Here is a 21,727-nt window from a genome sequence, read left to right as displayed (position 1 = left end):
CACCGATGTTCAAGACCATCGAAGAACACGTGCGCAAGCAGGTCGCCCCCGCCGCCTTGCGCGCCGAGTTCCGACAACACGAATTCGAGTCCATGCGCCCGTTCTGCCTGCTGGTGTTCTGCATCAGCATCCTGATCTGGCTGGTCTTCGACCTGATCGTCAGTTTTCTCGGCGGTCAGGGTTTCACCTGGCTGTCCTACCTGTTCATCGCCGCGCTCGGCAGCCTTTGCGTAGTACTGCATTTCACCCGCCGCAGCCATCACTTCGATGTACTCAACCTGCTGTTCATCACCATCATCACCTTGGGCATGCGCCTGCTGATCGAAGGCATCCCGGTGGCCCTGCGCCCGGTGTGGCTGGTACTTGGCGTATCCACCGTGCTGTACGCCGTGTCGGTGCTGCCGGTGCGACGCTGGTCGTTCTTCAGCGCCATGGTCATCACCTGGGTGATGCTCAACCCGTTCTACCACACCCGTATCGAGCCCGACGCGCTCGAAGGCGCCATGCTGGTCAGTTACGCCGTGTTTCTCAGCGGCCTGATCACCTACAGCTACCTGCAGACGCGCAAGGCCAAACTGCACAATTTCTACCTGTCCAGGGTGCTGCTTGAACAAGCTTACGTCGACGCCCTGACCGAAATCCCCAACCGCCGCTCGTTCATGGCCAAAACGGAGCAACAACTGAAACTGGCAACGCCCGGGCAATACCTGGCGATGGTCGACATAGACAACTTCAAGAAAGTGAATGACCGTTTCGGCCACGACATTGGTGATGAAGTGCTAAGACGCGTGGCACTGCATATCAAGGCCGCCATGGTCGATTCCGAGTTCGCCCGACTGGGCGGCGAGGAGTTTGCCATTTTTCTTGAAGGGCTGGACCAGCAAGGTGCCGAGCAGCAGATGGAGGCATTGGTACGCAGGGTACGCGAGGATGCGGGCACACACCCGGTGACCATCAGTATCGGGCTGGCCCAGGTGAGCGCGGGCGATACATTGACCATGGCGTTGATCAAGGCCGACCAGGCGCTGTATGAAGCCAAGCACACCGGCAAGGACCGGTTCGTGCTGTGGACTACCCGGCTGGCAAGCGAATCCTGAACTGCGCCCCACCCAGCGCCGACTGTGCCACGGTCAAGGTACCACCCTGCCCCTCGATGGCCCGCCGGCTGATCGCCAGCCCCAGGCCAAACCCACCGGTATTTCGGTCGCGGCTTCGGTCTAGCCGGTAGAACGGCTGGAAAATGCGCTCGCGCTCCTCCACCGGAATGCCAATCCCGTCATCCTCCACCGTCAGCAGGCAGGCGCCATCCTCTTCCAGGCGCAAGCGCAACAACAGGCTTTCGTCGCAATAGCGCATGGCATTGCGCACCAGGTTCTGCACCGCGCGCGCCGTCAGCCGAGGGTCCAGCACAAAGCGCGGCAGGTCACCTTCGGCCCGCACTTCCCACTGGATACCACGGCCATCAAGCTCCTCGGCAAAGCTGCCAAGCACACTGTCGACCAGCTCCAGCAGCGACACTTCGACCCGTTCGCGAGCCTGGTCAGCGTTGTACAAGCGGCTATAGGACAGCAACTCCAGTACCAGCTCGTCCAGTTCGCGCACATGCCCGACCAGTTCCAGCAGGCGCTTGCGGCTGGCCGGCGGCACTTCGTCGAACAACAGCACCAGGCCGAAATCCAGCCGGGTCAGCGGCGTGCGCAACTCGTGCGATACCGCATTGAGCAGCTCGCGCTGCTGGTTGACGTGGCGCTCCAGGTCACTGGCCATGGTGTCGAACACCCCGGCCAGCTCACCGATGTTGGAGTGTGGTGAAATGTGCGTGCGCTCGGCCATCTGCCCTTGGCCCAGGCGCCGAGCGGTCTCCTTGAGGCGCTCCAGGTCGCGCCAGTGCGGCCAGACCCACAGCAGCAGGCACCCGAGCATGGCCGCACCGATCAGCACCGTCACGCCCCACGACAGCACGTTGATGTCCAGCGGGTCTGGCGGCGAATGCAGCCGCACCAGCCATTGCTTGTCCAGCGGCGCCAGCACCGTTTCGTAGTAGCCCCACTCGGCAATACGCACCGCGTACAGGCCATGCTCCAGGCGTGCCTGTTCTTCCTCGCTCAAACCCGCCTGGTCCATGCGCAGCAGTTTCAGCTCCAGCGGCGCAAAATCACCGGCCAGTTCCTGCTCCACCGCCGGCCACTGCTCACGCGGGGCCTGGCGGAACTGGCGTACGATCAACGCCTGCACACCCTTTGCCTGGTCCAGGTTGTAGGCCATGAAGCGCTCGCGGAACAGGCCAACGATGGTGTCGGGGATGAACAGCAACGCGCCGGCGTAGGCGACGATGATCACCAGGTACAGCCGCACCAGGATCTTGAGCATGGCCGATCAGCACTCCCACTCGACGCGGCTGAACAGGTACCCCTTGCCCCACACGGTCTTGATCTTGCGTGCTTCGCCAGCGTTGTCGTCGAACTTGCGCCGCAGTTTGGAGATGGCCACGTCCACCGAGCGGTCGGTGCCATTGAACTCGATGCCACGCAGTTGTTGCAGGATACGGTCGCGGTTCATCACCTCGCCGGCATTGCGCGCCAGCACCACCAGCAGGTTGTACTCGCCGCTGGACAGCTCCACCTCTTCGCCGCGCCAACTGACCGTGCGCTCGGCCAGGTCGATGCGCAGGCCGCCGATCAGGATCAGGTCGTTGTCCAGCCGCGGCTCGTTGACACTGCTGCGGCGCAGCAGCGTACGCACGCGCGCCAGCAGCACGCGTGGCTCGCAGGGTTTGGTCACGTAGTCGTCGGCACCCATTTCCAGGCCCAGTACCTGATCATGGCTGTCGTCGCGGGCGGTCAGCATGAGAATTGGCAGGCTCTGCGACTCCTGGCGCAGCAGGCGGCACAGCTGCAGGCCATCGATGCCTGGCAGCATCAAGTCGAGTATGACCAGGTCGGGCTTTTGCCGGCGGTACTCGTCCAGCACATGATCGCCCCGGGCGATCACCTGGACATGGAAGTCGTTGCGTTGCAGGTAGCTGGCGATCAACTCGGACAGGGCGCTGTCGTCTTCGACCAGTAAAATATTCGGCATAGGTGCTTGGGAGTCTGGGTTGAGGTATACCTGTGCCCGCGAAGAAGCCGGCACAGGAACACTCAGGATATAGAACACTACCGCGCCACAGGCTTGTTCTTCACACTTTTTCACACTCGCCCTACAGGTATTAACAGCCGCCCAGGCAGCACCTGCCTTAGCATAGACACGGTCATCATCGGAAGATCCGCATGCCTACTACCCTCTCCCCGCGCCTGCGCCCATTGGCGCTCCTGGCGTTCCTGAGCCTGTCCCTGGCCGGCTGCGGCGACAGCGCCGAGCAAGACGAAAAAGCCCCCACCCCGCAAGTGCGGGTGGAAACCTTGCAACTGCAACCCCTGGCCATCAGCAGTGAGCTAAGCGGCCGTATCCTGGCCCCGCGCACCGCCGAAGTGCGCGCGCGGGTCGCTGGCGTGGTGCTCAAGCGGGTGTACCGCGAAGGCAGCGACGTCAAACAGGGCGATGTACTGTTCTTGATCGACCCGGCGCCGTTCAAGGCCGACCATGACAGCGCCCGCGCCACCCTGGCCAAGGCCGAGGCGACCCTGTACCAGGCGCGCTTGCAAGAGCAGCGCTACCGCGAGCTGGTCGATGACAAGGCCGTCAGCCGCCAGGAATACGACAACGCCAAAGCCAGCTTCCTGCAGGCCGACGCTGCAGTGGCCGAAGCCAAAGCAGCCCTGGAGCGGGCTCGCCTGAACCTCGGTTACGCCACTGTGACCGCGCCGATCTCCGGCCGTATCGGCCGCGCCCAGGTCACCGAAGGCGCGCTGGTCGGGCAAAACGAGACCACCCCGCTGGCGACCATCCAGCAACTGGACCCGATCCATGCCGATGTCACTCAGTCGACCCGTGAGCTGAACGCCTTGCGCCGCGCCCTGCGTGCTGGCGAGCTGCAACAGGTAGGCGACAGCCAGGCCCGCGCCACCCTGATCCAGGACGACGGCAGCGCCTACCCGCTGCCGGGCAAGCTGCTGTTTTCCGACATCAGCGTCGACCCCAGCACCAACCAGATCACCCTGCGCAGCGAGTTCCCCAACCCGGACCTCGACCTGCTGCCCGGCAGCTACGTGCGCGTACGCCTGGAGCAGGCGGTGCAAGCCAAGGGCCTGAGCGTGCCGCAACGCGCCATCCTGCGCGACAGCGCCGGCGTGCCGAAGGTGCTGGTGGTCGACCAGCAGGCCCGCGTCAGCGACCGTCAGGTAGTCCTGGGCAGCGCCCAGGGCGACCGCTGGATCGTCAGCGAGGGCCTGGCCGCCGGCGAGCGGGTGGTGATCGAGGGCCTGCAGCACGTCAAGGCCGGCGACCAGGTGCAGGTCGACACCACACCCGGTGCCCCTCCCATCGCTCAGCACATCGGCCAGTGAGGGCCTGATCAATGCCGCAATTCTTCATCGATCGCCCGGTATTCGCCTGGGTGGTCGCACTGTTCATCCTGCTGGCCGGTGCGCTGGCCATCCCGCAACTGCCGGTGGCCCAGTACCCCAACGTGGCACCGCCACAGGTGGAGATCTACGCCGTGTACCCAGGCGCCTCGGCGGCGACCATGGACGAAAGCGTGGTCAGCCTGATCGAGCAGGAACTCAACGGCGCCGACAACCTGCTGTACTTCGAGTCGCAGAGCAGCCTGGGCAGCGCCACCATCACCGCCACCTTCGCCCCAGGCACCAACCCGGACCTGGCCCAGGTCGACGTGCAAAACCGCCTGAAGGTGGTCGAATCGCGCCTGCCACGCCCAGTCACCCAGCAGGGCCTGCAAGTGGAGAAGGTGTCTACGGGCTTCCTGCTGTTGGCCACCCTCACCTCCGAAGACGGCAAGCTCGACGAAACCGCGCTGTCGGACATCCTTGCCCGTAACGTGATGGACGAAATCCGCCGCCTCAAAGGCGTCGGCAAGGCTCAGTTGTACGGCTCCGAGCGCGCCATGCGCATCTGGATCGACCCACGCAAGCTGATCGGCTTCAACCTCACGCCCAACGACGTGGCCGAGGCCATCGCGGCGCAGAACGCCCAGGTCGCCCCTGGCAGCATTGGCGACCTGCCCAGCCGCGACACCCAGGAAATCACCGCCAACGTAGTGGTCAAGGGCCAGCTGAGCACGCCTGAAGAATTCGCCGCCATTGTCCTGCGCGCCAACCTGGATGGCTCCACGGTGACCATCGGGGATGTCGCCCGGGTCGAGATCGGCGCCCAGGAATACCAGTACGGCACGCGCCTGAACGGCAAGCCGGCCACCGCCTTCAGCGTGCAGCTGTCGCCGGGGGCCAACGCCATGGAAACCGCCACCCTGGTACGGGCGAAGATGCAGGACCTGGCCCGCTACTTCCCGGAAGGCGTCAAGTACGACATCCCCTACGACACCTCGCCGTTCGTCAAAGTGTCGATCGAGCAGGTCATCAACACCCTGTTCGAAGCCATGCTGCTGGTGTTCGCAGTGATGTTCCTGTTCCTGCAGAACCTGCGCTACACGCTGATCCCGACCCTGGTGGTGCCCGTGGCATTGATGGGCACCTTCGCCGTGATGCTGGCCATGGGCTTCTCGGTCAATGTGCTGACCCTGTTTGGCATGGTGCTGGCCATCGGCATCCTGGTCGACGATGCCATCGTGGTGGTGGAAAACGTCGAGCGCATCATGGCCGAAGAAGGCCTGCCGCCCAAAGAGGCCACGCGCAAAGCCATGGGCCAGATCAGCGGGGCGATCATCGGTATCACCCTGGTACTGGTGGCGGTGTTCCTGCCCATGGCCTTCATGCAAGGCTCGGTGGGGGTGATCTACCAGCAGTTCTCGCTGTCGATGGCGGTATCGATCCTGTTCTCGGCGTTTCTTGCCCTCAGCCTGACCCCGGCATTGTGCGCCACCCTGCTCAAGCCCGTGGCCAAAGGTGAGCACCACGCACGCAAAGGCTTCTTCGGCTGGTTCAACCGCCGCTTCGAAAGCATGAGCAACGGCTACCAACGCTGGGTGGTACAGGCGCTCAAGCGCAGTGGCCGCTACCTGGCGGTGTACGCAGTGCTGCTGGCGGTGCTGGGCTACGGGTTCAGCCAGTTGCCCACGGCGTTTCTGCCCACCGAAGACCAGGGTTACACCATTACCGACATCCAACTGCCGCCCGGTGCCAGCCGCATGCGCACCGAACAGGTAGCCGCGCAGATCGAGGCGCACAACGCCGAGGAACCGGGGGTGGGCAACACCACCTTGATTCTCGGTTTCAGCTTCTCCGGCAGCGGGCAGAACGCGGCGCTGGCCTTCACCACGCTCAAGGACTGGTCCGAGCGCGGCACCGATGACAGCGCCCAGTCGATCGCCGACCGCGCGACCATGGCCTTCAGCCAGCTCAAGGACGCCATCGCCTTCTCGGTACTGCCACCCCCAATCGACGGCCTGGGCGAATCGACCGGCTTCGAGTTCCGCCTGCAGGACCGTGGCGGCATGGGCCACGCCGAACTGATGGCGGCCCGTGACCAGTTGCTGGCAAGCGCCGGCAAAAGCAAGGTATTGACCAACGTGCGTGAAGCCTCGCTGGCGGAAAGCCCGCAAGTGCAGCTGGAAATCGACCGCCGCCAGGCCAATGCCCTGGGCGTATCGTTTGCCGATATCGGCACGGTGCTGGACGTGGCTGTGGGCTCCAGCTACGTCAACGACTTCCCCAACCAGGGCCGCATGCAGCGGGTGGTGGTGCAGGCCGAAGGCAACCAGCGCAGCCAGGTCGAGGATTTGCTGAAAATCCACGTACGCAACACTAGCGGCAAGATGGTGCCACTGGGCGCGTTCGTCCAGGCCAAATGGGTCAGCGGCCCGGTGCAGCTGACCCGCTACAACGGCTACCCGGCGGTGTCGATTTCCGGCGAACCGGCGGCCGGCTACAGCTCCGGTGAGGCCATGGCCGAAGTCGAGCGCCTGGTGGCGCAGCTTCCAGCCGGTGCCGGCCTGGAATGGACCGGCCTGTCCCTGCAGGAACGCCTTTCCGGCAGCCAGGCACCGATGCTGATGGCGCTGTCGTTGCTGGTGGTGTTCCTGTGCCTGGCGGCGCTGTACGAAAGCTGGTCGATCCCGACTGCGGTACTGCTGGTGGTACCACTCGGCGTGCTGGGTGCAGTGCTGGCCGTGACCCTGCGCGGCATGCCCAACGATGTATTCTTCAAAGTTGGCCTGATTACTCTGATCGGCCTGTCGGCGAAGAATGCCATCCTGATCATCGAGTTCGCCAAGCACCTGGTCGATCAGGGCGTGGACGCCGTCGACGCTGCCGTACAAGCCGCCCGCCTGCGCCTGCGGCCGATCGTGATGACCTCGCTGGCGTTCATCCTCGGCGTGGTGCCACTGGCCATCGCCAGCGGCGCAAGTTCCGCCAGCCAGCAAGCGATCGGCACCGGGGTGATCGGCGGCATGCTCAGCGCCACCCTGGCGGTGGTGTTCGTGCCGGTGTTCTTCGTGGTGGTGATGCGCCTGTCCGGGCGGCGCCAGACGCAAAACGCTGCCACGCATCCGGTGGCCGGTGAAAGCTGACTGGACAAGCCCCGCGTGAAATGGGAGGGTTCCCGGCAATGACTGCCCGGAACCCTTTTTCATGCCTGATGCATTTCCCCCCTGCTCCATCCTCATCCTTGCCGGCGGTCGCGGGCAGCGTATGGGCGGCCGCGACAAGGGTTTGATCGACTGGCAGGGCGAACCCTTGGTGGCGCATGTACAGCGAGTGGTGCGCCCGCTGAGCGACGACCTGGTGATTTCCTGCAACCGTAACCAGGAGGCCTACCGGGCGTATGCCGACCAGGTGGTGGGCGATGCCGAGGCGGACTTCCCCGGGCCTTTGGCGGGAGTGATTGCCGGGCTCAAGGTGGCACGGCATGAATGGGTTGTGCTGCTGGCCTGCGATGCACCACGTGTCGATCAGGTGTTGATCGAAGACCTGCTGCGGCTGGCGAAGGCCAATGACAGTGCGGCGATGGTGCGTCAGGGTGAGTATTGGCAGCCGATGTTCAGCGTGCTGCCAAAACGGGTGTTGCCGGTGCTGGAACAAGCCTGGGCGGCGGGTGAGCGGAGCTTGCAGAAGGCCTTGCTGCGCGAGGCGGTGCAAGGGCTGGCGTGTGCCGACGATGATTGTCGGCTAAGCAACTTCAACAGCCCGGAACTGCTGCAAGGCTGAGATCCTCTGCTGCCTGTGCCGGCCCCTACATCAATTGGCAGTCAGTTCCTCGACGCTGATCTCGCGCATCCTGAACTTCTGCACCTTGCCGGTCACCGTCATCGGGAACTCGTCGACAAAGCGGAAGTACCGGGGCACCTTGAAGTGCGCAATTCGCGCCTTGGCCCACTCTCGCAGTTCTTCTTCACTGGCAGCATGCCCTGGGTGCAGCCGCACCCAGGCGACGATCTCTTCGCCATACTTGCTGCACGGCACGCCAATCACCTGCACATCGGCCACCGCTGGGTGGGTGAAGAAGAACTCTTCCAGCTCACGCGGGTAGATGTTCTCACCGCCGCGAATGATCATGTCCTTGCTGCGCCCGACAATCCGCACATAGCCTTGTTCGTCCATCACTGCCAGGTCGCCGGTGTGCATCCAGCCGTCTTCATCGATGCTCTCGGCCGTGGCCTTGGGGTTGTTCCAGTAACCCAGCATCACGCTGTAGCCACGCGTGCACAGCTCGCCAATCTCACCGCGCGGCACTGTGCCGCCGTCGTTGTCGATCACTTTGTTCTCCAGCCGTGGCTGGGTGCGCCCCACGCTGGTCACGCGGCGCTCCAGGTCGTCAGTGGCGCCGGTCTGTAGCGACACCGGGCTGGTCTCGGTCATGCCGTAGGCAATCTGCACCTCGGCCATGTGCATCTCGCCAATCACCCGGCGCATCACCTCGATCGGGCACGTAGCGCCGGCCATGATCCCCGTGCGCAGGCTCGACAGGTCGAACTCGCCGCGCTGCGGGTGGTCCAGCTCGGCAATGAACATGGTCGGCACGCCATACAACGCCGTGGCTTTCTCCTCCGCCACCGCGCGCAGGGTAGCCAAAGGGTCGAAGGCATCGTTGGGATAAATCAAGGTGCTGCCGTGGGTCATGCAGCCAAGGTTGGCCATGACCATACCGAAGCAGTGGTACAGCGGCACCGGCACTACCAACCGATCATGTTCGGTCAGGCCCAGGCTTTCACCCACCATGTAGCCGTTGTTGAGAATGTTGCTGTGGCTGAGGGTGGCGCCCTTTGGGAAGCCGGTAGTCCCCGAGGTGTACTGGATGTTGATCGGATCGTCGCAGCGCAGTTGTGCCTGCCGCTGGGCCAGGGCCTCGCGGCTGACGGCCTCGGCGCGGGACTGCAGGTCGTGCCAGGCGAGGAACCCAGGTGGGGGCGCAACGGCCAGACTGACCACGCCACGCAGTTCGGGAAAACGCTCGCAGATCAGCGCGCCCGCTTGACCGCTGGCCAGGCCAGGTACAAGGCCCTGCAGCATGGCGTGGTAATCGGAGGTCTTGAACGCATCGGCACAGATCACCCAACGGCAGCCGGACTGGCCGAGCGCATAGTCCAGCTCGCTGGAGCGGTAGGCCGGATTGATGTTGACCAGGATTGCGCCAACCTTGGCGCTGGCGAACTGGGTAATGCACCACTCGGCGCAATTGGGCGCCCAGATACCCAGGCGGTCACCGGGCTGCACGCCCAGGGCCATCAGCGCGCGAGCATGCTGGTCGACGGCCTCGGCCAGTTGCCGCCAGGTGTAGCGAAGGGCCTGGTGGCGCACCACCAGCGCCTCGCGCTCGGGAAAGCGAGCGACAGTGGCGTCGAAGGCGTCGCCGATGCACTGGGTAAGCAGGGCCTTGTCCTGGTTGCCCTGGGAGTAGCTTGGCTGGGGCATGGGCGTTCTCTTGTTGTTCTTGTGTTTTTTGTACCGGCCTGTTCGCGGGTAAACCCGCGAACAGGCCCACACCGATCTAGCGGATGAACACCTGGGGCGTCGTGGTAGACATGTCACCACCCGGCAACTTGATGTTCTTCACTTTCTCCAACGTTTCCGGGTTGAACACCGCCAGGTCGTTGAAGGTGCCGCCCAGGTACAGTTTGTCGCCCTTCTTGTCGAAGGTGACGCAGTAGTAAGTGTGCTCCAGGTTAGCCGCCTTGATCAGCTTGCGCTGTTTGATGTCGAACTTGGCCAGGCGGTTGAGCACGCCGTAGATCTGGTTCGGGTCCTTGGGCGAGCGCAGGCCGGTGAAGTACAACTCAGTCAGGTCGGCGAACTCCTGGGTGTGGGTCTTGCCGGTCTTCAGGTCGACGCTCAGGTAGCCATACAGCGGCTCGGCGGTGGCCGGGTCCTGCTTGTCGTCCTTGAACTTGGCAATGGTGTACAGCATGGTGAACTCGTGGCGCGGACTCTGGTGCGGCCAGAAGTACAGCACGTCCGGGGCGCTGTAGCCCTTGCGGTTCCAGTTGCGCAACGGCAGGGCCACTGTGTATTTGCCGGTCTTCACGTCCATCTTGTAGATGTCCGGCCCTGCGACGAACAGGCTGCCATCGTCAGCGGCGCGCATCAGGTACACCTGGCGCGGCATCGGGAAGGTACGCACCGGCTTGGCCTGCAGGCCATCGGCGGTGCTGAACACCTCCAGCCGCGGCGGTTTGACCACGTAATGGTCGTTCAGCATCTGGGTCGGGTTGACCGTGGCGTACACTTCCTTGCCATCGGGGCTGATGGCGAACGAGTACATCGACCGGCCGACTTCGCCTGCCACGCTGGACAGGTTGGCGCGGAAGGTGTTCTTGCAGGTGTCCAGGTCGATACCGTAGATGTCGCCGTAGTGGTTGTTGAGCACGTAGGCGGTGCGGTTGTCCGGCGCCATCATTGCGGTGCCAGGGCCGAACTTGTCGGGCATCTGGCAGCTTTTGTAGACCGTGTCACTGGCCACATCGACCACATGCAGGTTGTTCGGGTAGTTGGTCACGATCATGTATTCGTGGCCAGCCTTCAGTGCCGGCCCGGTGTCGTCGGCCTGTACCAGCCCGGCGCAGGCCGTGGCGGCGATGGTGAGCGCAAGTTGCGCGCAGCGTCCAGCTTTCATGCGGTTTCCCCTTGTCATTCTTGTTGGGCCGTCACTTGTCTTTCGGGAACACGGTGCCGAGGTTGCGCCAGTCGTCCGCCGAGTTGGTCGCCTGGGCGTTCCAGTCCTGGTAGGTGCTCATCATGTCCGGCACCTGGGCTGGCCACCAGCAAGGGTCGGAGCAGCCATACAGGTCGGCCTCCATCGGTTGGCACAACGAGCTGACGCCGCCAAAGGCATCCACTTCCCAGCCCGGGTCGGTGGTGGCCGTGCAGCCTGCCACCGCGCTCATGGCCATCACTTCTTCGACACGGTCTTCGGCGGCGGCCTGCTCCAGGATGCGCGCCTTGTTGTTCAGGGGCTTCAAGTGCTTCATGTCAGTGCGCCTTCCGCGGGGTGATGTAGCGATCGATGAAGGCCGGGTTGGCGGCCATGATGCGGCTGTAGACTTCGATGCCGAAGTCCACCCAGTCGCGCATCAGTTCGCAATAGTGGTAGGTCGGGTGCTGCGGGTCGCCGTAGCGTGCATAGCTTTCGTGGTAGCAGCCGCCCGAGCACAGGTTGCGGATGCGGCAGCTTTCACAGCCGGTGTTGCTACGGTCCAGGCGTTGTGACAGGAAGTCGTTGAGCTGCGCCTGCTTCACCCCTTGGTGCACATTGCCGAAGGTCGGCAGGCTGGAGCCGGTGAAGCGGTGGCACAAGTTCAGCTCGCCCTCGTGGTCAACCGCCAGCATCTTCAGCCCGGCGCCACACGGCAGGGCCTTCTTGTGGCCTTCGTGGATGTCGGTGATCAACTGGTGCAGGTTGGAGAAACCGATGTTGCGGTGCTCCAGCGCCGCCTCCAGGTAACGCCGGCCGAGGGCCTTCATGTTGGCGAACACCTGCACCAGCTCTTCGCTCGTGAGGTTGAAATCGGCCATGTCGCCCGAGGTCACCGGGGCAAAGCCGACTTCGGCGAAGCCCATTTCATTGAACAAGTGGTTCCAGATGGTTTCGACATCGGTAATGCCACGGGTCAGCGTGACCCGCGCGCCCACCGGGCGGCTGGTGTAGCGCGACAGCAGCAGGTCGGCCTTGCGCCGCACCACGTCATAGGTGCCCTGCCCACCCACGGTGATGCGGTTACGGTCGTGCACGGTCTTGGGGCCGTCGATGCTGATCGACAGGCCGAAACGGTGGACGTTGAGCCAGTCGATGATTTCTTCGGTCAGCAAGGTGGCGTTGGTGGTCATGATGAACTCCACCTGCTTGCCCGCCTCGGCGAAACGCCGTTCGCAGTAAGCCACCATGTGCTCGATCAACGGCCGGTTGGACAGTGGCTCGCCACCGAAGAACACCACGCTGTAGCGCTCCTCGTTGGGCGATTCCTTGAGCAGCATCTCCACCGAGGCCTCGGCGGTGGCGGTGCTCATCTTCTTGCCGGCGGAAGGCTTGTCCAGGTCTTCCTTGTAGCAATAAGTGCAGCTGAGGTTGCAGCCAGTGTTGACGTTCAGAACCACGGTGTTAAGCGCGGTGCGTTCGACCTGCTTCAGGGCGATTTCCGGGGTCAGCGGCGAGCCGTCGCTGACCAGCTCCAGCGCGATCAGCTCGCGCAGGGTGTCCTGGATATCGTCGCCGGCAAACTGCTGGCCAAGGCGCTGCATCAGCTCCTCGGCCGAGCAGCCTTGCTGGCGCAAAGCGTCGATGATGCTGCCGGTCACCGCATCGGTGGCAAACAGCGAGCTGCTGGGAATATGGAACAGCATGCGGTCGGCATCGACCTGCACTTCGTGCAGGTTACGCTCGACCAGGTTCAGTAGTACGCCCATGGCGACCTCCCGATAATCGATCCGTTGGAAAACCGTTGCGCCCTGCCGTTATGGCAGCGGCGGGTTGTTCCAGCGCTGTACGGTGACGATCATGTGCCCTTCGCCGGTCTGGCCACCGTCGGCCAGCGTGGCGATGACTTTCAAGTTACCGGCGTTGTTGGTCATCATCTTGCGCTCGGGGTTGGGCCCGGCACCGCCTGGTACGAACACGCCATCAGCCTGCATCTGCCCGGCGAACTTGACGTCTTCGTCCTCGACCGCACGCTCGTTGAACGGCTCGACCTTCCAGGTGGCCGGCAGGTAGCCGATGCGCAGCGGTTGTCCGCTGGCGTCTTTACCCCAGGCTTCGGCCTCGAAGCGGCCCTGCACTTTCGGCACCGAAGCGCCGTTCTCGCCAATGCGGGCGATGGAGAACGCCGGCACCACCTTCACTTCGTCGACCTTGTCGTAGACCGCCAGGTTGACACCTTTGAGCGCGCCCACCGCAACCTCGCGCTGGCCAGGCTTGGCGTCTGCCGCGGCGCGGGCCTTGACCCGTACCAGGGTCGGGGTTTGCTCCAGCACCTCGGTCACTTCCACCCCTGCACCCAAGTCGGGCTTGCCGTCCAGGCCGCTACCCACCAGGGTGATCTCGCTTTCGCCGCCGGCCTTGATGAATGCCGGCTGAACCGCCAGCAGGCGCGCCTTGCCTTCCTTCGCCGCAGTGAAGTCCAGGCCGCGTTCATCGTGTTCGGCTTCGAACATACGGCCTTTCATCTCGCCATCCAGCGCGGCGAACACCTGGCGCAGGTTGGCATCGCCGACCTTGACGTTGCCACGCCACTCATAGCCGTTGTAGAGGATCGCCGTGCCGCTGCCGTTGAACGGCGTGCCGTCGGCGTAAGCGCCCTTGACCTCGACCTTGAAGGTATCGCCCTCCCCAGCCGTGACGCTCATCACCCCACGTACGTCGCCCTTGGCAAGCATATGGCCGCTGAATGCCCACTGCCCCGGCAGTGCGTCTGCCTTGGGTTTGGCCTTCTGCCATTCGGCCCAGGCTGCGCTTTCCATCGGGAAGCGCTTGGCAAGCTCCGGCACCACTTGTTGCAGGGCAATCGGCAGCCAATCGCGGTCACGCGCCTGGGCCTGGTACTCAAGGGACGGCCATTGGCCAAGGTGGAAGTTGACCAGGTGTTCCCACTCCTTGGCCGGGCGCCGTTGCAAGGCGACGCGGGCACCGGAGTGGCAACGGCCACAGGTCTCGCTGAGCTGGGTGTCGAAGTGCTCGACGGTATTGAGCCGGCGCTCCATGGCGTAACGCACGCCATCGGTTTCGCTGGGCGCCAGGCCCTGCTTGTCGGCCAGGTACTTGACCAGCGTGCGACGGTCGTCGTCACTGATCTGCAGGCCGTGCATCATCTGCATGCGGGCAATGCTCATCAGCCAGCCTTCCGGCGTCTTGCGCTGGTGGCTGATGCGGCTATAGGTGTCGTTGCCTTCGGGGATATGGCACCCCATGCACTTGTTCTGCAACAGGCTCGGGCCCTGCTCGGCCGCCATGGCCTGGGTGCTCAGCAGCGCGGCGGCGACCAGCGCCAGTTTGCCCGCATGCCGCCGGAGTCGAGTCGTCTTCAAGGTCAGACCTCCACGGTTGTTGTTCTTATCGTTTTCGCACGCTTTGGTACAGCAGGTGTGCATGTGACGGTTGTGATACAGGAACTGTGCCAGGTGCTGTAAAAGTGTTGCCTTTCAACCTTTTAGGCAGTTTCCGGGGCTTGGCCAGCAGCACGGATGGCCAATTGCAGCGTGCCATTTCGCGACAGTGTGTTTCAGGTTGAGACAACACCTGACATGTCGGCTGCTGGCCCTGAGAGCCGCTGTTTCACCACCGTCTCACACCGTCTCATTGTGCAACAGCGCACCTTTGCAAACCGAACCTTGCGTCACGGCAAAACCCAGTCAGCTCAAGGCCTTGCCGCCATCTGCCCAGGTTGGCACGGCCATTGCGCCGGTGCCCGCCACATCCAATGACAAGAGGCACCGTCCCATGCTTTCCGAACTGCCCATCCTGCCCGCCACCCGCGCCTTTCTCGAACGCAAGCTGAAGATGCGCATCGGCGCCGAGTGGCAGGACGCCGCCAGCGGTCGCACCCTGTCGTTCCGCAACCCGGCCACCGGCGAAGTACTGGGTGAAGTGCCCGCCGCCGAGGCCGAGGATGTCGATCGCGCCGTGCGCGCGGCACGTCAAGCCTTCGATGATTCGCCCTGGAGCCGCCTGCGTCCGCGCGAGCGGCAAAACCTGTTGTGGCGCCTGGCCGACCTGATGGAGCGCGACGCCCGCCAGCTGGCCGAACTGGAGTGCCTGAACAACGGCAAGAGCGCCGCCGTCGCCCAGGTGATGGACGTGCAACTGGCCATCGACTTCCTGCGCTACATGGCCGGCTGGGCCACCAAGATCGAGGGTAGCACCGTCGAAGCCTCCATGCCGTTGATGCCCAACGACCAGTTCCATGGTTTCGTGCGCCGCGAGGCGGTGGGCGTGGTCGGCGCCATCGTCGCCTGGAACTTCCCGCTGCTGCTGGCCTGCTGGAAACTCGGCCCAGCCCTGGCCACCGGTTGCACCGTGGTGCTCAAGCCCGCCGATGAAACCCCACTGAGCGTGCTCAAGCTGGCAGAACTGGTAGACGAAGCCGGCTACCCGGCAGGCGTTTTCAACGTAATCACCGGTACAGGCCTGAACGCGGGCGCTGCGCTCAGTCGCCACCCTGGGGTGGACAAGCTGACCTTCACCGGCTCGACCGAAGTCGGCAAGCTGATCGGCAAGGCGGCCATGGACAACATGACCCGCGTCACCCTGGAGCTGGGCGGCAAGTCGCCGACCATCGTCATGCCCGACGCCAACCTGCAGGAAGCCGCAGCCGGTGCGGCCACGGCAATCTTCTTCAACCAGGGCCAGGTGTGCTGCGCGGGCTCGCGGCTGTATGTGCACCGCAAGCACTTCGACAACGTGGTGGCCGACATCGCCGGCATCGCCAATGGCATGAAACTGGGCAACGGGCTGGACCCAGCGGTGCAGATGGGCCCGCTGATCTCGGCCAAGCAGCAGGACCGCGTCACCGGCTACATCGAGCTTGGCCGCGAACTGGGCGCGACCATCGCCTGTGGCGGTGAAGGCTTCGGGCCGGGTTACTTCGTCAAGCCGACGGTGATTGTCGATGTCGACCAGCGCCACCGCCTGGTACAAGAAGAAATCTTCGGGCCGGTGCTGGTGGCAATGCCGTTCGATGACATCGACGAAGTGATCGGCATGGCCAACGACAACCCCTATGGCCTGGGCGCAAGCATCTGGTCCAACGACCTGGCCGCCGTGCACCGCATGATCCCGCGCATCAAGTCGGGTTCGGTATGGGTCAACTGCCACAGCGCACTGGACCCGGCACTGCCGTTTGGTGGCTACAAGATGTCTGGCGTTGGTCGCGAGATGGGCGCAGCAGCCATCGAGCATTACACCGAGCTCAAATCGGTGCTGATCAAGCTCTGATCATTTACCTGTAGCGGCCTCTTCGCGGGCTCGTCCGCTCCCACAGGATCACCACAAGCCGGAAAACTGTGGGGTCCCTGTGGGAGCGGGTTTACCCGCGAAAGGGCCGGCCCAGGCAACTAAAAACAACAATAAAAACCATGGAGCAAACCCATGAGGCACACACTCGCCTGCACTTTGGCCCTGCTGGTGGCCGCACCCGCCAGCCAAGCCTACGAGCTCTACAACCACAACGGCACCACCCTCAACGCCGACCTCGAAGCCCTGTTCGGTGTGTTCCACAGCGACGAAAGCTTCAACCAGGCCGGCAACCGCCAGCCCGGCAGCACCGCCTGGCAAGAAGGCTACGTCAAATATGGCCTTAGCGGCAGCCAGGCCCTGGCCGACAGCGGCGCCCTCTACGGGGCCGTCAACCTGCTCAGTTCCGCCACCTGGGGCGATGGCGATGCCGCCGGCCTGACCCTGGGCGACGAACGCCGCACAGCCATCGAAGACCTGTACCTGGGCTGGCGCTCGGCCAACCTGTTCCCGGCCCTGGGCGAAGACGGCGTGGACATTTCAGGCGGTCGCCAGGTAGTGACATTGGGCGATGGTTTTCTGATCCAGGGCGACCCGGTGAACCTGGGCAAGGTCGACCTGGGCGCCAACTTCGATCGCGGCGGCGCCTACTACCTGGCCGCCCGTAAAGCCTTCGACCGCACCGCCGTGCTGCGCCTGGGCGGCAAGCAGGGCTGGCGCGGCGACCTGATGTGGCTGAAGTCCGACAACCACTACCAGGCCGATACCTCGCTGGCGGTAGCCAATTTGGAACACGTCGCCGACGCCGGCACCGTGGGCCTCAGCTGGATCCGCGGCCTGGACGTGGACCAACGCTACGCGCAAATCATGGGCCTGGAACACCGCGACGGCATGGACACCGCCAGCCTGCGCGGGCGCGGCAATGTGGGCGTGAAGGACCTGGAACTGGCCGCCGAGTACGTGAGCCAGGACAAGACCGGTGGGCGCGAGAATGCCTGGTACCTGGAGGGCAACTGGACCTTCTCCGAATTGCCCTGGTCACCGACTGCCACCTACCGCTACAGCCGCTTCTCCGAAGGCTTCGACCCACTGTTCTATGGCCTGAGCCGAGGCTATGGCACCTGGTTCCAGGGTGAAGTAGCGGCCAACTATGCCGGGCCGTTCAACAAGAACAGCCAGGTGCACCATGTGGCGCTGAAAGGCAAGCCACGGGACAACCTGACCGTCGGCGCGCTGTACTTCGACTTCGATACGCTGGACACGGATCAGGGCAACCTCGGCGGGCGTGAGCTGGACCTGTACGTGGAATGGATGGTCAACGAGCACCTGCTGATCAGCCCGTTGGTAGGGTTCTATAAGCCGGAGCGCAGTGCGAACAACGGCGGCACGCAATTGGGTGGGCGGGATACGGGGGCCTACATGCAACTGATTGTCGGGACCTTTTTTTGACTCTGCAGCCTGGGGCTGCTTCGCAGCCCTTTCGCGACGCAAGGCCGCTCCTACACAAGTACAGCGCAAGCATCACAGGCGATGTTGTACCTGTGTAGGAGCGGCCTTGTGTCGCGATGGGCCGCAAAGCGGCCCCGGCCATCTCAAGCCAACCCCTGCTCCACCAGCCACCGCCGCACCATCATCTGCTGCTCACCCGGTAAGCCCGACAAAACCGCCCCAATTGCCAGGCCACCCAGCAACGCCCGTACCACAGGCGCCAACTCCACCCCCTGCAAATGCCACACCCCCAACGGCTGGTCCGCCGTCACCACCACCTCGGCCTCGTCCACCAGACCGTCGCGCAACACAGGCCGCCGTTCAACCCGCACGGCGCTCCAATCCGCGGCCGTATGCAAGGGCTGCGCATCCGGCCAGCCTTGGCGCCGAGCCCAAAATGGCTGCCCTACCCGCCCTTGCTCCTGCCCATAGAAATCCCGCCCAATGCGGGCAAATCGCAAAAACAGCTGTTCGACCCGCTGCTGGTGAAACTGCCACGCCAACACCGCCCGCTCGGGCCGGCGCAGCAAGGTGTTGATCACCACCGGCGCCTGCAACGCCGAAGACAGTGACTGGAAAATCCCGTTACCCGACAGCGGGTCAACGGCCATCGCCGCATCACCCACCCGTATCCAGTCATGCCCGACGCATTCGCCCGCCAGAATGGCAGTACTGCTGCGTGCATGCACCTGTGCCGGCACCAACGCCTGATCGTCGAACAGCTCCGCGACCAACCCGCTGCGTGCCCGCAGCGTCGCGCAATAATCGGCCAACCCGGCCTTACCCGGCAGGCCTGCAGCGTCCTGGGTGACTTGCCAGTAGCAACGGCCATCTGCCAGCCGCGCCATCCACGCCCAGCCATCCTCCAGGCTTTCCACTGCCGACGCAGGCGCGCCAGGGCTACCCTGCCAGACATTCAGCAGGCTGACTGTTTCCGGCCCGCGCAGGCGGTCTGCGGCCAGCGGTGCCTGGCGGCCTCGGGCCTCGACGAGAAAATCAGCCGTCAGCACTTGCCCATCGTCAAGACGCACATGATGACCGCCCTCGTGCACCACCTCGCGTACCCGCCCCTCGACCACGCTTACACCGGCACGCTGAAGATCGTTGCGCAGCGCCCGATCAAACCGTTGCCGATCCAGCAAGAACTCCTGGTTCATTCGCAGGTGCTGGCCATTCCAGTGCACCTGCCGGGTAGCCGGCGTGGCCGCCTGGCTCAAAGCACCGCCGAGGCCCGCATGCCGCAAGCCCTCCAGCACCCGTTGCGAAACCCCTTCAACAGCCGCGAAACGGCGCCACTGCGACACCACCGTCACGGTATAACCCAGCCGCCGCAGGCCTATGGCCGTGGCCGCACCCGCAGGGCCGGCACCCAACACCACAATGTGCGGTTCAGGCATGGCTCGCCCCCCGTCGCTCTGGGCCTGAGAACGTCGCATGCTGACGCAACCACTCATGGATTCGCTGGCGATCCATGCCCGGCTCGGCACGCAGCAACGCCGCAATCCTACCGCTCAATGCCGCACAACCCAGGCTAGCGCCCGCTCTGCCGCCCGTCCCTACATAACCGCCAAAGTCCGCCTGCCGGGTGCCCAGCCACGACCACTGGCCGGGCGCGCAACGTGCATCACCGGTCACCCGAATCACGCCTGGGTAGCTGGCTGGGAATACGGGCCCGCCCTGTGCCGGGCTGGATGCACACAACACCACGCCCGCAGCCAAGGCCTCAGCGCAGGCCTGATGCAAAACCGGTCGGTCCTGCTGCAGGCCAAGGCTCAGGTTAACCAGCGTAGCCCCCGCTTCCACCAGCCACAGCAGCGCTGCCGCCACCTGCAAGGCACTGGTGCTGGCCTGGCCGCCGAACACCTGGGCCACCAGCAACGGCACAGGGCCAGCCTCCCGTTGCAAGCTGGCCAGCACGGCACCGCCATGCCCTAGCTCGTCGGGCAGCATTGCGCCTTCACGTAACTGGCCGTCTTCCAGCCAGAAACGGCGGGCATCGAGCAAGCCGTTGGTTTGCTCCCGCGAGCAGCCACTGTCGATGACCCCAACGCGCACGTCAGCGCCCATGTTTGACCGTCTCCTGCGGCAGTACCTGCAACTGGCCGTCATGCAACTGCAAGTGCAGGTCGGCATCAGCCAAAGTCGACGCGCGGTGGCTGATGAGGATCCGCGTGCGGCTGGCAAACAGCTGGTCGATAGCTGCGATCACCTCACGTTCGGTGGCTTCGTCCACCGCCGAGGTGGCCTCGTCCAGCACCAGAATCGCCGGGGCCTGCAACACCGCACGGGCGATGGCGATGCGTTGCTTCTGGCCGCCGGACAACTGCTGGCCACGTTCGCCCAGCAAGCCGTCCAGGCCCAGCGGCAGGCTGTCGACCAGGCCGTCCAGCCGCGCCAGGCGCACCACACGCTCAAGCTCTGCGCGGCTGGCCTCGGGCACGCCGTAGGCCAGGTTCTGCGCCAGAGTGCCACGGAACAGCACGATGTCCTGGCTGACGACGGCGATACGCCTACGCAGCGCTGCCAAGTCCAGCTCGCGCAGGTCGGTCCCGTCCAGCAGGATGCGCCCAGCGTCCGGGTCGTAGAAGCGCTGCAACAGGTCGATCAGGGTCGACTTGCCCACCCCCGAAGCGCCGCTGATGGCCACCTTCAGCCCGCCTGGTACACACACCTGTACGTTATTCAGCACCGCACCCTGGCGCCCTTCATGGGCAAAGCTCAGTGCTTCGAGGCGCAATTCGCCTGGCCCATCGGGTATGGGTTGCGGGTTGGCTGCCGGGCGTACGGCCACGGTTTCCCGTTTCAGCTCCATCACCCGCCCAAGGCTCACGGCCATGCGCTGCACCGCCACGTACAGGCCCAGCAGGCTCTGCACCGGCCCTACCGCCATGCCCATGTAGGTGGAAAAGGCGATCAACGCGCCCAACTGCCAGGTCCCCTGAATCACCCACCAGCCGCCGACCAAAAACGCGCAAGCGCGGCACCATGAGGTGAGCGTACCGGGAATGGCCTGGGTGAAGAATTCGGTCACCTGCACCTTCAGCAACTGGCGCATGTAGCCTTGGCCCAGCTGATCCAGCCGCCCTGCCTCGCGGCCTTGCTGGCCGGCCGCCTGGATGAACTTCATCGCCGGCAAGGTCTCTACCAGAAACGACGACACATCCGCCGAACGCTCACGCAGGTTTCGCACCTCGTGCTCTACCTTGCGCCGCATCCAGCGCAGCCACAGCACCTCGATCGGTACCAGCAGCGCCAGCAACAGCGACAACTGCCACGACAGCATCAGCATCAACGCCACCGCGCCCACCAGGCCGATCACCGCCGACACCGCCGAGAACAGCGAATCCACGGCAAAGCGCTGGATCTCCGCCACATCGCCGTCCAGCCGCGAAAGAATGTCGCCCATGCGCCGCCGCCCATAGAACGTAGGCGACAACTGCTGCAGGTGGCGGTACAGGTCATCGCGCAGGGCGAACAGAATGCGCCCAGACAAGCGCGTGTGCAGGTAGCGGTTGACGCCGGCCAGCACCGTGCCCAGCAGGCCTGCGCCGATCATGATCGCTGCCATGTGCCAGAGGGTCTGGTAGTCCTTGGCCAGCAGCCCCTCGTCGATCAGCGTCTTGACCAGCCAAGGTTGCGCCAGGGCCAGCAACGAGGCGCCCAGCGACAAACCCAGCAGCAGGCCGATGGCGCGCCGGTGCGGGCGCACGAAACCATACAGCCAGGCCAACGCCTGGCGCATGAGTACAGGGTCGCTGGACTCCACCAGCTTTGCGAACAATGGGCCCAT

General features: G+C 64.3%; 16 protein-coding genes. 6 read left to right on the top strand and 10 right to left on the bottom strand.

The genetic code is table 11. The annotated features are described in order from the left end of the window. The first annotated feature begins 5 nt into the window (after nucleotides 1-5). Nucleotides 6-1,097, top strand: coding sequence for a sensor domain-containing diguanylate cyclase (locus ACNQP3_RS12390; protein ID WP_012272127.1), 1,092 nt, complete (start codon nucleotides 6-8; stop codon nucleotides 1,095-1,097). Here ACNQP3_RS12390 and ACNQP3_RS12385 read toward each other — a convergent pair. Both ACNQP3_RS12385 and ACNQP3_RS12380 read right to left on the bottom strand, forming a co-directional pair. Beyond that, nucleotides 1,072-2,370 (bottom strand): ATP-binding protein, encoded by a 1,299-nt coding sequence (locus ACNQP3_RS12385; protein WP_012272126.1) that lies wholly within the window; start codon nucleotides 2,368-2,370, stop codon nucleotides 1,072-1,074. The two genes, ACNQP3_RS12390 and ACNQP3_RS12385, sit on opposite strands and share 26 nt — an antisense overlap. A gap of 6 nt (nucleotides 2,371-2,376) precedes the next feature. After that, nucleotides 2,377-3,078: a response regulator transcription factor gene (locus tag ACNQP3_RS12380; protein WP_012272125.1), complete on the bottom strand. Its 702-nt coding sequence runs from the start codon at nucleotides 3,076-3,078 to the stop codon at nucleotides 2,377-2,379. A 191-nt stretch (nucleotides 3,079-3,269) separates the two neighbouring features. Between ACNQP3_RS12380 and ACNQP3_RS12375 the strand changes: the two genes are divergently transcribed. From ACNQP3_RS12375 to mobA, 3 genes are all read left to right on the top strand, one after another. After that, on the top strand, nucleotides 3,270-4,445 hold the full coding sequence (locus ACNQP3_RS12375; RefSeq protein ID WP_012272124.1) for an efflux RND transporter periplasmic adaptor subunit: 1,176 nt from the start codon (nucleotides 3,270-3,272) through the stop codon (nucleotides 4,443-4,445). Between the two features lie 11 nt (nucleotides 4,446-4,456). Beyond that, on the top strand, nucleotides 4,457-7,585 hold the full coding sequence (locus ACNQP3_RS12370; protein WP_069943134.1) for an efflux RND transporter permease subunit: 3,129 nt from the start codon (nucleotides 4,457-4,459) through the stop codon (nucleotides 7,583-7,585). 61 nt (nucleotides 7,586-7,646) lie between these two features. After that, nucleotides 7,647-8,222 (top strand): molybdenum cofactor guanylyltransferase MobA, encoded by a 576-nt coding sequence (gene mobA / locus ACNQP3_RS12365; RefSeq protein ID WP_012272122.1) that lies wholly within the window; start codon nucleotides 7,647-7,649, stop codon nucleotides 8,220-8,222. 30 nt (nucleotides 8,223-8,252) lie between these two features. Here mobA and ACNQP3_RS12360 read toward each other — a convergent pair whose 3' ends face one another. The 5 genes from ACNQP3_RS12360 to peaA form a co-directional block, all read right to left on the bottom strand. After that, complete coding sequence (locus tag ACNQP3_RS12360; RefSeq protein WP_060515635.1) at nucleotides 8,253-9,926, bottom strand: fatty acid CoA ligase family protein; 1,674 nt, start codon at nucleotides 9,924-9,926, stop codon at nucleotides 8,253-8,255. 76 nt (nucleotides 9,927-10,002) lie between these two features. Continuing rightward, nucleotides 10,003-11,124 carry a quinohemoprotein amine dehydrogenase subunit beta gene (gene peaD, locus ACNQP3_RS12355; protein ID WP_264317092.1) on the bottom strand — a complete coding sequence of 374 codons (1,122 nt, stop codon included), beginning with the start codon at nucleotides 11,122-11,124 and terminating at the stop codon, nucleotides 10,003-10,005. A 31-nt stretch (nucleotides 11,125-11,155) separates the two neighbouring features. Next, nucleotides 11,156-11,479, bottom strand: a complete 324-nt coding sequence (gene qhpC, locus ACNQP3_RS12350; protein ID WP_012272119.1) for a quinohemoprotein amine dehydrogenase subunit gamma — start codon at nucleotides 11,477-11,479, stop codon at nucleotides 11,156-11,158. Between the two features lies 1 nt (nucleotide 11,480). Continuing rightward, entirely contained in the window at nucleotides 11,481-12,911 is a 1,431-nt protein-coding gene (gene peaB, locus ACNQP3_RS12345; RefSeq protein WP_264317091.1) for a quinohemoprotein amine dehydrogenase maturation protein, read from the bottom strand. Between the two features lie 48 nt (nucleotides 12,912-12,959). Then, nucleotides 12,960-14,525 (bottom strand): quinohemoprotein amine dehydrogenase subunit alpha, encoded by a 1,566-nt coding sequence (peaA, locus tag ACNQP3_RS12340; protein WP_264317090.1) that lies wholly within the window; start codon nucleotides 14,523-14,525, stop codon nucleotides 12,960-12,962. Nucleotides 14,526-14,937: 412 nt separating this feature from the next. Here peaA and ACNQP3_RS12335 point away from each other — a divergent pair, with 412 nt between their 5' ends. Then, the gene (locus ACNQP3_RS12335; protein WP_012272116.1) at nucleotides 14,938-16,431 is read left to right on the top strand and encodes an aldehyde dehydrogenase family protein; all 1,494 of its coding nucleotides are present in this window, start codon (nucleotides 14,938-14,940) and stop codon (nucleotides 16,429-16,431) included. 153 nt (nucleotides 16,432-16,584) lie between these two features. Further along, nucleotides 16,585-17,898 carry an alginate export family protein gene (locus ACNQP3_RS12330; RefSeq protein ID WP_264317089.1) on the top strand — a complete coding sequence of 438 codons (1,314 nt, stop codon included), beginning with the start codon at nucleotides 16,585-16,587 and terminating at the stop codon, nucleotides 17,896-17,898. Nucleotides 17,899-18,041: 143 nt separating this feature from the next. Here the strand turns inward: ACNQP3_RS12330 and ACNQP3_RS12325 are convergent, their stop codons facing one another. The 3 genes from ACNQP3_RS12325 to ACNQP3_RS12315 are packed head-to-tail and all read right to left on the bottom strand — an operon-like array spanning nucleotide 18,042 to nucleotide 21,727. After that, nucleotides 18,042-19,334: an NAD(P)/FAD-dependent oxidoreductase gene (locus ACNQP3_RS12325; protein ID WP_179027289.1), complete on the bottom strand. Its 1,293-nt coding sequence runs from the start codon at nucleotides 19,332-19,334 to the stop codon at nucleotides 18,042-18,044. Further along, the gene (locus ACNQP3_RS12320; RefSeq protein WP_264317088.1) at nucleotides 19,327-20,004 is read right to left on the bottom strand and encodes a peptidase S8 and S53 subtilisin kexin sedolisin; all 678 of its coding nucleotides are present in this window, start codon (nucleotides 20,002-20,004) and stop codon (nucleotides 19,327-19,329) included. Before ACNQP3_RS12320 ends, ACNQP3_RS12325 begins: the two co-directional genes overlap by 8 nt. Further along, nucleotides 19,994-21,727 carry an ABC transporter ATP-binding protein gene (locus ACNQP3_RS12315; protein ID WP_264317087.1) on the bottom strand — a complete coding sequence of 578 codons (1,734 nt, stop codon included), beginning with the start codon at nucleotides 21,725-21,727 and terminating at the stop codon, nucleotides 19,994-19,996. Before ACNQP3_RS12315 ends, ACNQP3_RS12320 begins: the two co-directional genes overlap by 11 nt.

Source organism: Pseudomonas sp. LFS074 (assembly GCF_047978165.1).
Taxonomy (GTDB): domain Bacteria; phylum Pseudomonadota; class Gammaproteobacteria; order Pseudomonadales; family Pseudomonadaceae; genus Aquipseudomonas; species Aquipseudomonas putida_P.
Note: the sequence above shows the minus strand (reverse complement) of the source record. Positions and strands in the feature narration are given on the sequence as shown.

Excerpts from the sequence above, each read along its gene's own strand:
- ACNQP3_RS12390 (WP_012272127.1), top strand. The coding sequence starts at position 6 with ATGTTCAAGACCATCGAAGAACACGTGCGCAAGCAGGTCGCCCCCGCC.
- ACNQP3_RS12385 (WP_012272126.1), bottom strand. The coding sequence starts at position 2,370 with ATGCTCAAGATCCTGGTGCGGCTGTACCTGGTGATCATCGTCGCCTAC.
- ACNQP3_RS12380 (WP_012272125.1), bottom strand. The coding sequence starts at position 3,078 with ATGCCGAATATTTTACTGGTCGAAGACGACAGCGCCCTGTCCGAGTTG.
- ACNQP3_RS12375 (WP_012272124.1), top strand. The coding sequence starts at position 3,270 with ATGCCTACTACCCTCTCCCCGCGCCTGCGCCCATTGGCGCTCCTGGCG.
- ACNQP3_RS12370 (WP_069943134.1), top strand. The coding sequence starts at position 4,457 with ATGCCGCAATTCTTCATCGATCGCCCGGTATTCGCCTGGGTGGTCGCA.
- mobA (WP_012272122.1), top strand. The coding sequence starts at position 7,647 with ATGCCTGATGCATTTCCCCCCTGCTCCATCCTCATCCTTGCCGGCGGT.
- ACNQP3_RS12360 (WP_060515635.1), bottom strand. The coding sequence starts at position 9,926 with ATGCCCCAGCCAAGCTACTCCCAGGGCAACCAGGACAAGGCCCTGCTT.
- peaD (WP_264317092.1), bottom strand. The coding sequence starts at position 11,124 with ATGAAAGCTGGACGCTGCGCGCAACTTGCGCTCACCATCGCCGCCACG.
- qhpC (WP_012272119.1), bottom strand. The coding sequence starts at position 11,479 with ATGAAGCACTTGAAGCCCCTGAACAACAAGGCGCGCATCCTGGAGCAG.
- peaB (WP_264317091.1), bottom strand. The coding sequence starts at position 12,911 with ATGGGCGTACTACTGAACCTGGTCGAGCGTAACCTGCACGAAGTGCAG.
- ACNQP3_RS12335 (WP_012272116.1), top strand. The coding sequence starts at position 14,938 with ATGCTTTCCGAACTGCCCATCCTGCCCGCCACCCGCGCCTTTCTCGAA.
- ACNQP3_RS12330 (WP_264317089.1), top strand. The coding sequence starts at position 16,585 with ATGAGGCACACACTCGCCTGCACTTTGGCCCTGCTGGTGGCCGCACCC.
- ACNQP3_RS12325 (WP_179027289.1), bottom strand. The coding sequence starts at position 19,334 with ATGCCTGAACCGCACATTGTGGTGTTGGGTGCCGGCCCTGCGGGTGCG.
- ACNQP3_RS12320 (WP_264317088.1), bottom strand. The coding sequence starts at position 20,004 with ATGGGCGCTGACGTGCGCGTTGGGGTCATCGACAGTGGCTGCTCGCGG.
- ACNQP3_RS12315 (WP_264317087.1), bottom strand. The coding sequence starts at position 21,727 with ATGGGCCCATTGTTCGCAAAGCTGGTGGAGTCCAGCGACCCTGTACTC.